The sequence below is a fragment of the Zymomonas sp. genome, assembly GCF_020216885.1.
Classification (GTDB): Bacteria; Pseudomonadota; Alphaproteobacteria; order Sphingomonadales; family Sphingomonadaceae; genus Zymomonas.
In genome coordinates, this window is the sequence record NZ_JAIWON010000126.1 from 1 (window position 1) to 11,331 (window position 11,331).

Annotated in this window: 10 protein-coding genes; 6 read left to right on the forward strand and 4 right to left on the reverse strand. The window is 45.7% G+C overall.

Features of this window, described 5'->3' with window-relative positions:
* Positions 1 to 137: 137 nt before the first annotated feature.
* The 3 genes from rpmE to trxB all read left to right on the forward strand — a co-directional run bounded on the left by rpmE (position 138) and on the right by trxB (position 2,014).
* On the forward strand, positions 138 to 365 hold the full coding sequence (gene rpmE, locus LDL18_RS07210) for a 50S ribosomal protein L31 (protein ID WP_011240972.1): 228 nt from the start codon (positions 138 to 140) through the stop codon (positions 363 to 365).
* Positions 366 to 424: 59 nt separating this feature from the next.
* Positions 425 to 778 carry a teicoplanin resistance protein VanZ gene (locus LDL18_RS07215; protein ID WP_296508227.1) on the forward strand — a complete coding sequence of 118 codons (354 nt, stop codon included), beginning with the start codon at positions 425 to 427 and terminating at the stop codon, positions 776 to 778.
* A gap of 279 nt (positions 779 to 1,057) precedes the next feature.
* Positions 1,058 to 2,014: a thioredoxin-disulfide reductase gene (trxB, locus tag LDL18_RS07220; RefSeq protein ID WP_296508228.1), complete on the forward strand. Its 957-nt coding sequence runs from the start codon at positions 1,058 to 1,060 to the stop codon at positions 2,012 to 2,014.
* Positions 2,015 to 2,718: 704 nt separating this feature from the next.
* Here trxB and ilvC read toward each other — a convergent pair.
* From ilvC to miaA, 4 genes are all read right to left on the reverse strand, one after another.
* A complete protein-coding gene (ilvC, locus tag LDL18_RS07225) occupies positions 2,719 to 3,738 on the reverse strand; it encodes a ketol-acid reductoisomerase (protein WP_011240968.1) in 1,020 nt (339 codons plus the stop codon).
* 45 nt (positions 3,739 to 3,783) lie between these two features.
* Positions 3,784 to 4,296: an acetolactate synthase small subunit gene (ilvN, locus tag LDL18_RS07230; RefSeq protein WP_011240967.1), complete on the reverse strand. Its 513-nt coding sequence runs from the start codon at positions 4,294 to 4,296 to the stop codon at positions 3,784 to 3,786.
* 21 nt (positions 4,297 to 4,317) lie between these two features.
* Positions 4,318 to 6,105, reverse strand: a complete 1,788-nt coding sequence (gene ilvB / locus LDL18_RS07235) for a biosynthetic-type acetolactate synthase large subunit (protein ID WP_296508232.1) — start codon at positions 6,103 to 6,105, stop codon at positions 4,318 to 4,320.
* Positions 6,106 to 6,258: 153 nt separating this feature from the next.
* Positions 6,259 to 7,197, reverse strand: coding sequence for a tRNA (adenosine(37)-N6)-dimethylallyltransferase MiaA (gene miaA, locus LDL18_RS07240; RefSeq protein ID WP_296508234.1), 939 nt, complete (start codon positions 7,195 to 7,197; stop codon positions 6,259 to 6,261).
* On the opposite strand from miaA, the gene serB reads away from it, so the two are divergent.
* The 3 genes from serB to LDL18_RS07255 all read left to right on the forward strand — a co-directional run.
* Complete coding sequence (gene serB, locus LDL18_RS07245; RefSeq protein ID WP_296508235.1) at positions 7,190 to 8,071, forward strand: phosphoserine phosphatase SerB; 882 nt, start codon at positions 7,190 to 7,192, stop codon at positions 8,069 to 8,071. The two genes, miaA and serB, sit on opposite strands and share 8 nt — an antisense overlap.
* Before the next feature lie 423 nt (positions 8,072 to 8,494).
* Positions 8,495 to 9,940, forward strand: a complete 1,446-nt coding sequence (locus LDL18_RS07250; RefSeq protein ID WP_296508236.1) for a cytochrome-c peroxidase — start codon at positions 8,495 to 8,497, stop codon at positions 9,938 to 9,940.
* Positions 9,941 to 10,065: 125 nt separating this feature from the next.
* Positions 10,066 to 11,331, forward strand: a 1,266-nt coding sequence (locus LDL18_RS07255) for a TldD/PmbA family protein (protein WP_296508238.1), incomplete at its 3' end; no start/stop codon positions are given.

Sequence of the window (11,331 nt, forward strand, 5' to 3'; positions counted from 1 at the left end):
GCTAGCTGATTTTTGCTTTAGCGAACAGCGTTTATTATTATTTGTATCTTGGCTGCTCTTGTTTCTTTGGCAAGAGCAGGCTAGATGCAGCTTCTCTATCCGGCTGGTCGGTAACCAGCTATCTAACGGAGTTTATCATGAAGCAGAATATTCATCCTGATTATCACTTTATCAAGGTTCAGTTGACGGACGGTACCGTATTCGAAACCCGTTCTACATGGGGTAAAGAAGGCGATACCATGAAGCTGGATATTGATCCGCGCGTTCATCCGGCATGGACTGGCGGTCGTTCACAGTTGGTTGATGCTGGTGGCCAGGTTGCCCGCTTTAACAAGCGTTTTGGCGCTCTGTTGAAAAAGAAATAAGCTGTTATTTCGGGGTGGCTTCGGCCACCTCGTCACTTTATTATTGATGATATACCTTCTTGACCTCTTCTAAGTTACAATCCTGCATCAAAATTGTTTTTTGGCTGACGTTGTTCACTGCCTATGTGCTGGCTATTTTACCCGCGCCTGATACGATTCATTTGGCTCCCAGTGACAAAATAGACCATATTATAGCCTTCCTGACATTGACTATTCTGGCAGCTTTGGCTTGGCAAAAAACGCCTTCTTTTAAAATTGCTATAGGTCTTAGCCTTTTTGGTGCTCTCATTGAACTGACCCAAGCTATCCCCTTTATTCACCGTGATGCCGAATTAGCCGATTGGCTCGCTGATATCAGCGCCGTCTTTTTTGTGCTGCTTGTCAGAAATGCTATAAAACGATTTATGGAATAGATGGTTTTAATCATATCAGATAAGACCTAAAATTTTATACTTTCCTCATATTTAAGCTAACGTCTTTGTTAGTAAAAATTGGTTGAATAAACCGATATTCTTCATATCCTCTTTACCACAATGACATTGCCTCTTCGTAAAATGAACCCTGATTTTTAGGGCATTTGGAAGAGCTTTTTTAAAAATTTTTCATAAAAGATTATCTTATCATAAAGCTTCCAATCTGCTGTAGAGTGACAATCTTTTTATCTCATTTCCCTTTTTGAAGGAGCGCTGGTGATGAGTGCTGATCCCATATCTACCCGTGTTTTTATTCTTGGCAGCGGGCCTGCCGGATTAACCGCAGCCATTTATGCGGCTCGTGCTGGATTAAACCCGATCGTGGCACAAGGTTTGCAGCCGGGTGGTCAGTTGACAATTACAACTGAGGTCGAAAATTTCCCCGGCTTCCGCGAGCCTATTCAAGGGCCTTGGTTGATGGAAGAAATGCAGGCTCAGGCTGAAAATGTCGGTGCAAAGCTGGTCTGGGACATCATCACTTCGGTCGATTTTTCTCAGCGCCCCTATCGTTTAACGGGTGATGGTGGTCAGGTCTATTTGGCTGATAGCTTAATTATTTCAACTGGCGCACAAGCGCGTTGGCTTGGCCTTGAAAGTGAAACAGCCCTCCGTGGCAAGGGTATTTCAGCTTGCGCTACCTGTGATGGCTTCTTTTTCCGTGGGAAAAAAGTCGTTGTGATTGGAGGCGGCAATACCGCTGTTGAAGAGGCACTTTATCTGACCAATCATAGCCCTGAAGTGACGCTGATTCATCGCCGTGATAGCCTGCGGGCTGAAAAAATTATGCAGAAGCGCCTTTTAGCGAATCCAAAGATCAAGATACGCTGGGATAGTGAAGTTGCTGAATTTATTGCTGGGGAAGATAGCGCCTTATCAGCAGTCAAATTGAGAGATACGAAAACAGGCAAAGAATCTCTCCTTGAAACCGAAGGTGCCTTTATTGCTATTGGCCATAAACCCGCCACTGAACTGTTTCAGGGGCATTTAAAACTTGATGATGAAGGCTATATTGAAGTCACACCCGGTACGACCCAAACCAGCATCAAAGGAATTTTTGCCTGCGGCGATGTGATGGACAAGCATTACCGTCAAGCCGTTACGGCTGCTGGAACGGGCTGTATGGCCGCGTTAGAAGCCGAGCGTTTTTTAGGTGAAATTGATTTCAAGGAAGATTGATTTTCTATTCCAAATCCTCGGCAGGATAACTTTATCCTATCAAAGCTAGGGGATTATTGAATTCTGATTGTCGTCTTTACACAAGACCACTTTAAGCACGCGCTTTTTATAAAGGCGACAAATCAGAATATTGAAAGGGTTGGGTGTAATCTTGAAATACTGTAAATAAATTACAAAACAACGTGGCTAAGATAAGATTATTAAAGAATCTTTGTTTCTGTAAAAGAGCGCATCGCAAGTTAAATCAAGAATTTAGAAGTTCGTTCAATATAAGAGCGGCAATAACCAAAATATAAAATAATCATATCATTTTGACTGATTTTAAACTAGCGTAGAAGACTTATATAACTGCTTGTTTCTTTCAAGAAATCTTGTGCCTGCTCTATATTGGCAGATATTGGATTATTAACCCAATAGAATAAAAATAAAGCGGATACAGGTAGAAGACTTTTCCCGCGTCAGCATTCGTCAGCATTGCAGATCCATCGACAAACTCAATTTTTATGTGGATTTTTATAGGCGCAGAGAGCGCGGCTAATATCGGACAAAAACCTTAATCGCAAATAGGCTCTTTTGTGCAGAATTTAAGCCATGCATAGCTTGGGAATGCTATTTGAGATAAAAAATAGTGACAATTCGGCCAGATACAAGAAAGCCGGAAACAATGTTTCCGGCCTTCTTGAACAATCTAGTTCTTAGAAAAACTAGTTGCGAGCCTTATCAACCAGCTTGTTGCTGGCGATCCACGGCATCATTTTACGCAGACGTGCGCCGACCTGTTCGATCGGGTGAGCCGCCATGCGTTTACGGGCAGCCTTGAGTTCCGGCTGACCAGCACGGTTATCAAGAACAAATTTGCTGACAAAACGACCGCTCTGGATATCGTCCAGAATAGCCTTCATTGCCTTTTTGGATTCTTCGTTGATGACCCGCGGGCCAGATACGATATCACCATATTCGGCAGTGTTAGAAATCGAATAACGCATATTGGCAATACCTGCTTCGTAGATCAGATCCACGATCAGCTTCATTTCATGCATACATTCGAAGAATGCCATTTCAGGCGCGTAACCCGCTTCAGTCAAGGTCTCAAAACCAGCCGTGATAAGAGCAGTCAAACCACCGCAGAGAACAGCCTGCTCACCAAACAAATCGGTTTCGACTTCTTCACGGAAAGTGGTTTCAATAACACCAGAGCGACCGCCGCCGATGCCAGAAGCATAAGCAAGAGCGATATCATGAGCGTTACCGCTGGCATCCTGATCAACGGCGACCAAGCACGGCACACCACCACCACGGACATATTCAGAACGAACCGTGTGACCTGGGCCTTTCGGTGCGATCATGAAAACGTCGATATCTTTGCGGGGTTCGATCAGGCCGAAATGGATGTTCAAACCATGAGCAAACGCAATGGCGCTACCAGGGCGCAGATTATCTTTTAAATCTTCGGCATAGATAGCAGCCTGATGTTCATCAGGTGCCAAGATCATCAGGATATCAGCCCATTTTGCGGCTTCAGCATTGGTCAAAACCTTGAAACCAGCATCCTGTGCTTTTTTAACAGAAGCCGAATCAGGACGAAGCGCAATAGCTACTTCGGCAACACCAGAATCGCGCAAATTCTGTGCATGGGCGTGACCCTGACTACCATAGCCCAGAATAGCGATTTTCTTGGACTTGATCAGCCCAAGATCAGCATCACTATCGTAATAAACTTTCATTTTACTTCCTACTCTAATTCTAAACGCATAAATATCAGGTGAAACTTAAAAAGCATCCCGACCGCGCGCCATGGCTGCAATACCCGTGCGCGCGACTTCAACCAAGCCCAATTCACCCATAAGCTCGAGAAATTTTTCAACTTTTTCAGTTGTGCCGGTAACTTCAAAGATAAAACTGGCAATGGTCGCATCAACCACTCGGGCATGATAAACTTCAGCCAAACGCAAGGCTTCGATACGATTATCACCCACACCAACCACTTTAATAAGGGCTAATTCCCGTTCAACATGGGGGCCAATGGCTGTCAAATCGACAACCCGATGCACCGGCGGCAGACGGTCCAACTGGTGAACCATCTGGTCGATGACATGAGGAAGGCCACTGGTCACAATGCTTAACCGGCTTATGGCATTATCTTTTGTGACATCCGCAACGGTCAGGCTTTCGATATTATAGCCTCTGGTAGAAAACATGCCTGAAATGCGGGCAAGAATACCAGCAACGTTATCAACAGTGACAGAAAGCGTATGGCGCTCTATCACTTCTCCACTATCCATGATGGGCAAAGTCCTTAAAGATTAACCGCGAATGGTAGTCGCAGACGAAGGTGCAGCGGAAGGAGTATATTCCGGCTTCTTGACATGGTTATCGGTGATATCCGATTCCAAAATCATTTCAGTCTGGCCGGCTCCCGGCGGCACCATCGGCAAACAATTCGCTAATTGAGCAACCTGACAGTCAACCAAGACAGGCCCCGGCGTTTCCAACATCGTTTTGATGCCATCTTCAAGCTGGGAAGGTTTCTCAATTTTAAGCGCATTCCAGCCATAAGCCTTAGCCAATGCAACAAAATCAGGCAGCGCTTCTGAATAGCTTTGTGACCGGCGATGATCATAAAGCAAATCTTGCCACTGACGCACCATGCCCATGAAACGGTTATTCAAGATAAAAATTTTCACCGGCAAACGATATTGAGCAACCGTAGCCATTTCCTGAATATTCATCTGGAAAGAGGCTTCACCAGCAATCGTCATGCAGAGGCTGTCTGGATTACCGACCTGCGCGCCAATAATAGACGGGAAACCATAGCCCATCGTTCCCAAACCACCTGAAGTCAGGAAATGATTGGGAGAGTCAAAACCGAAATACTGGGCGGTCCACATCTGATGCTGTCCGACTTCTGTCGAGACGATCGGATTTTTACCCTTTGTAGCTTCCCACAGGCTACGGATAGCCTGCTGCGGCATGATCTCGCTACCCTGCTTGGTAAAATTCAGGCATTGTTTGGCGCGCCATTCATCAATCTGCACCCACCATGCCGAAATATCTTGCATCTGGTAATGCTTTTCTTTCCAAAGCGCGACCATGTCCTGCATGACTGATCCGACATCACCCACAATTGGCAAATCCACATGGATGATACGATTGATCGAAGAACGATCAATATCGACATGAATTTTCTTGGAATGAGGTGAAAAACCTTCAACTTTGCAGGTGACGCGATCATCAAAGCGGCTGCCAAGGGCAACGACCAGATCGGCTTCATGCATGGCATAATTAGCTTCATATGTGCCATGCATACCAAGCATGCCCAACCATTGCTGGGAAGAGGCTGGAAATGCGCCCAAGCCCATCAGGGTTGAGGTTACCGGAACACCTGTTAAGTCAGCTAATTCACGCAAGGCTTTGCTGGCATCGGGACCAGAATTGATAACGCCGCCACCGGTATAGAAAACCGGACGCTTTGCCTTGGAAATCATATCAAGAGCGTTGGTAATCTCCACTGGATCCGCTTTAACACGCGGACGATAACCGCGATGCATCCGCTTGTTAGGATCCGGTTTGATGTAGTCGATAACCGCCGTCTGAACATTTTTCGGAAGGTCAATAACCACCGGCCCCGGACGACCGGAGGTCGCCAAATGGAAAGCTTCGACAATCGTCTGGGCTAAGTCCTTCGGGTCGCGAACCAGATAGTTATGCTTGGTGCAATGGCGGGTAATACCGATGGTATCCGCCTCTTGGAAAGCATCGGTTCCGATTAAATTCGTAGCGACCTGACCAGAAAAAACAACCAACGGAATAGAATCAAGCATGGCGTCAGCGATGCCGGTAACGGCATTGGTCGCCCCCGGGCCTGAAGTCACTATAACAACACCGGGTTTTCCGGTCGACCGCGCATAGCCTTCTGCTGCATGGACAGCCCCGCCTTCTTGGCGAGCCAGAATATGCCGGATGCCTTCATCCTGATAAAGGGCATCGTAAATGGGGAGAACTGCTCCGCCGGGATAGCCGAAGATCAGATCGACACCCATATCCTTGAGTGTTTCAAGAACAATGGCGGCGCCGCTGAGTTGGCGACACATGCTTTATTTCCTTTTCGAAACCCCATGATCCAATCGCGATGATTGTCATGGTTCAGTTTGTAGCCTTGATAAGGGAAAGGCTAAAAATCTCAGTGAATTTAAAAATAGCAAAGGTAGAGGACGGCCTTAAAAGAATAAAACTATTCACGTCAACTATATTGATAATAATTTTATTGCGAAATCGTCAATTTTTTTAAAATTGATGTCATCGAAAATTTTTATCCAACTCTCGTCCGTCTGATGACGAAACCACGTTCTCTGCCTTTTGGCATATTGACGGGTAGCTGCCTTTGCTTTTTCGATCATTGTTAATCGATCAATTTCCCCTCTTATATAAGACACTATTTCTCTTACGCCAATAGCCCGCATAATCGGTAAATCTGCCGGTAATTGACGACCCATTAGTCGAATAACTTCTTTCTCGGCACCTTGTTCCAACATTTGATCAAATCTTTTGTCACAACGAGACCTCAAGATATTTGCTGGCGGTATAATGACAAAAGATTGCAATTTTATTTCATTAGCAATGCCGCCCGTTTTTCTTTGCTGCCAATAATGCAAAGGATAGCCCGTCGAACGCATCACTTCCAAAGCCCGCATAATGCGCGTCTTATCCGTCGGAAGAAGCCTGTCTGCTGCAATCTGATCTTCTTGCTGTAGGGCGCTATAAGCCTCTTCTACAGACATTGATCGGACTTCTTCACGCAGATCGGGGTTAATGTCCGGTATCGGAGCAATGCCCTCTAGCAAGGTTCTAATATAAAGACCTGTGCCACCGACCAGAATAGGAAGTCTGCCACTTGCATGGGCATTTTTTATTTCTTTTTTAGCCAGTTCTGCCCAAAAAACAGCCGATGCGGGTTCACTGCCATCCTGAATCCCAAAGAGACGATGGGGTAATATTTTTTCATCCGCATCGCTCGGACGGGCTGTTAAGATTTGAAGATCCGTATATAATTGCGAGGCGTCGGCATTAATAATAATGCCATTTGTTTTCATCCCCATTGCAATAGCTAATTGCGACTTGCCGCTTGCTGTTGGGCCTGCGATGAGGAGAACTGGATGTTTTTTAGGAGATTCGGATATGCTCATTGCTACACTGATAGCAGCAAAATCCTTGCCCGTAGATGCTCTTGATCAAGCTCGGTCACTTCTGGCTGCAAAGGGCGGTAAAATCGGGGATCAGAAATGGCTGGCACCTGAAAAAGCGATTGATCTGTCTTTAGAAGATATCAGTCTGGCAGATGCACGGGCTGTTTTTTTTGATTCGATGCCGGGTATCGATGTTTTTGTGCAAAATGACGAGCATCGTCGCAAAAAATTGCTGATATCTGATATGGATTCAACCGCGATTGCTGATGAATGCATGGATGAGCTGGCTGATTATGCCGGTTTCAGAAAAGAATCCGAAGAAATCACGATCCGCGCAATGCGGGGAGAATTGAATTTTGACGAATCTCTGAAAGCCAGAACCAAACTTCTGGCGGGTTTGAAAACATCTATTATTCAGGAATGCGTCCGCGATCGCATTCATTTAACCCCCGGAATCAAAACGCTTATTCAGACGATGAATGCCAATGGCGCCCATTGTTTTCTGGTTTCTGGCGGTTTTCTTGATTTTGCCGTGCCCGTTGCAAAAGAAATCGGTTTTGAAAAACCCTTTGCCAACACCTTGGAGGTCGAAGGCGATACATTGACGGGTCGGGTGCTTGATCCGATTTTAGGACCTGAAACCAAGAAAGAAATTTTGCAGGAAGAATGCCAGCGTTTTGGTATTAAATTAGAAGAAACCATCACCTTGGGCGATGGCGCTAATGATATTCCGATGATTGAGGCAGCTGGCCTTGGCGTTGCTTATCATGCCAAACCACGCACAGTTTCTCATTCAGATGCCCATATCAGCTATGGCGATATGACCGCGATCCTTTTTGCCCAAGGCTATACGCCCGATGAATGGGTAAAATAAGACCTTTCCCTTTTCTAAAATTTCAGAGGTGGCTTTATTCCTGTTAAAGCCACCTTCTATTTTATCTTTTTCTTTATTCTTTCTCGGCGTTTCTGATTAAAAATTTTTGTAAAGATAGCCAATATTTCCAATGAAATTCAGGTTAAAACACCTGTAAAGGACGGGTATTTTATTATCACTTTAATGATAACTATTGGCATCATCAAAATCATCAAGAATTAGTCAAAATTGAAATGACAGTTATGCCTTTTACTCTAAAAGGGATGTGCTTTCCATCTTGGAAAAATGACGTATTTTTGTTAATCCACAATAAATAAAAAGGTAAACCATCTTCAATAGGGTATCGGATACTATAAATTTATAGATGTTTATCCGATCATCTCTGGCGCTGGATTAAGATAACGAGGGGCAAGCACAAGTTTTATGAATATCAAGGCTTTATTCGGGTCTGCGGTCGTCTTGGCAGTGGTGGCCTATGGGGCAACGACCTCGTATCTGGTTCATTACGATCATGAAACAGCCCCCAAACTTTCTTCGCTCTCCCCGACAAATAATAATCCGAAAGCTAAGGCTGCCTTTGATACGATTGCAGAAGCCCGCTGCGATTACTGTCATACCAAAGATGCTAAACTGCCTTTTTATGCTAGCTTGCCCGTCGCAAAACAGCTGATGCAGCGTGATATCAAACGCGGGTTACAGCATTTCCAGATACAACCGGTTTTAAATGCCTTGGAAAAAGGCGAAGCGGTCGATGAGGAATCCTTGGCAAGAATGCAGTTCGTTGTTGAACATGACATGATGCCGCCGAAAATGTATCTTACCATGCATTGGCATGCTGCCCTTGGTGAAAAGGGCAAAAAGGCTATGCTGGAATGGATCAAAGAAAGCCGGATTAAAAACTATGATGCGGCTGGGCTTGTTGCGCCTCAGTTCCAGTCCGAACCGATACAGCCTATTCCAGCAGCTGACTTTTCTGACAAAGAAAAAATCGCCCTTGGGGAACGTCTGTTTTTTGACAAACAGCTTTCTGGCGATGGCACTTTGAATTGTGCCAGCTGTCACGGCCTGAACAAAGGTGGGGTGGATAATCTCGTCACCTCTACGGGTATCAAGGGACAAAAAGGCCCCATTAACGCACCTACTGTTTACAATTCGGTTTATAACAAACTGCAATTCTGGGATGGTCGAGCAAAAGATTTACAGGAACAGGCGGCGGGGCCTGTCATGAATCCTCTGGAAATGGGTTCCCATGATTGGGCAGAGGTTAGCAAGCGCGTTATGGCACAGCCGGGCTACAAAGAAGCCTTTATAAAGGTCTATGGCGGTCAGGCTAATCAGGAACGTATTACCAATGCAATCTCTGTTTATGAGGCAACTTTGGTAACGCCTGACAGTCGTTTTGACCAATATTTAAAAGGCCATGAAAACGCTATCAACGAACAGGAAAAACGCGGTTACGCGTTGTTTAAAGATCTAGGTTGTGCTTCTTGCCATGTTGGTAAAGCGATGGGTGGTCAAAGTTTTGAAGTCATGGGACTTGAAGGTGACTATTTCGGTAAAAGAGGTCACCCAACTGATGCTGATCAAGGCCGTTTCTCTCAAACGCATAATGCCCTTGATATGCATCGTTTCAATGTGCCAACATTACGGAATATTGAATTGACGGCACCTTATTTCCACGATGGCAGCGCCAAAACTTTGGAAGAAGCTGTTCGTGAAATGGTGCGCTACCAGACACAGAAAGGTCAAATCCCTGAAAAGGATGTTCAGGATATTGTGGCCTTCTTGAAAACTCAAACGGGAAGCTATCGCGGCCATAATCTGGCAACGATCACAGAAGAAGAAGCAGGCATATTGCCTTCTAAATAATCATCATCCTGTTTTAAACCGAAGAAGAGATGCCTCTCTTTCAAAAGGACAAAATCCTAATGAAAGAGGGGTATTTTTTTAAAAATTAGCTGTTATCTGCGATCAGCTTCGCTTATTCCAATACTATGTTAACTATATCGCAAGCAGAAGAACAGGCAGCCCGTTTGGTGGCTGCTGCATGTCAAGCCGGAGCCGACGCGGCTGATGTTGTTTTTGTCCAAGGACAATCCCAAGATATTTCCGTTCGCTTGGGACAACTGGAAGATGTGGGTCGCTCTGAAGGCGCAGAGATCGGTCTAAGATTGTTTATCGGACATCGTTCGGCCAGTGTTTCTTCTTCTGATTTTTCGAAAGAAGCCTTGGATGCCTTGGTTGAAAGAGCCGTTGCGATGGCACGTGAGGCACCCGAAGACCGCTGGGCAGGCTTGGCACCGAAAGAATTGCTGATGCAGGGCGCAGCGCCTGAAATCGAAAGCGATGATGGAAAGGATATTGCTTCAGCTGTCTTGCGAGAGCTGGCCTTAAAAGCGGAGGATGCTGCCCGTTCAGTAGACGGTATTACGAATAGTGAAGGGGCTTCTGCCAGCGCAGGACGCACGATTTTTGCCCTAGCGACGAGTGATGGTTTTACTCGCGGTTCCAGTTCTTCAAGCTATGGCTGCTCTGCCTGTGTTATTGCAGGGCAAGGGGTTAATATGCAGCGTGATTATGATTTTCATGCTACCCGCCATTTTGAAGATTTAGACGCGGCTGAATTGATTGGGAAAAGAGCGGCTGAACGGACAATTGCGCGTTTAAATCCAACGCGGATTGATAGCGGTCAAATGCCGATTATTTTTGACCCACGCGTCGGTAGCGGCTTCTTATCCTATTTAATTCAAGGCATCAGCGGCGGCGCTATCACGCGCAAGACCAGCTTTTTGTTAGACAGCCTTGGAAAGCCAGTTTTCAACGAAGATATCACCATTAAAGAAGACCCTTGGCGGAAAAGAGGGATTGCTTCGCGCGCTTTTGATGGCGAAGGCCTACCAACAAAACCCAATAATATTATTGAAAAAGGCCGATTGAATGGCTGGTTGCTTGATTCGGCTGCCGCTCGTCAATTGAGCATGACCCCGACAGGTCACGCCAGAAGAGGCGTCGGGGGGCCTCCGTCAACAGGAACGGCTAACCTTTATCTGGAAGCTGGAAAGGTCACACCCGAAGAATTGATGTCAGATATCAAGCTGGGTATTTATGTGACCGAAATGATTGGCAGTGGCGTCAATATGATTACGGGTGATTACAGCCGTGGTGCCTCCGGCTTTATTATCCGCGATGGACAGTTAGCCGAGCCTGTCGCCGAAATTACAGTTGCCGGTAATTTAAAAGATATCTTTATGCAGATGGTG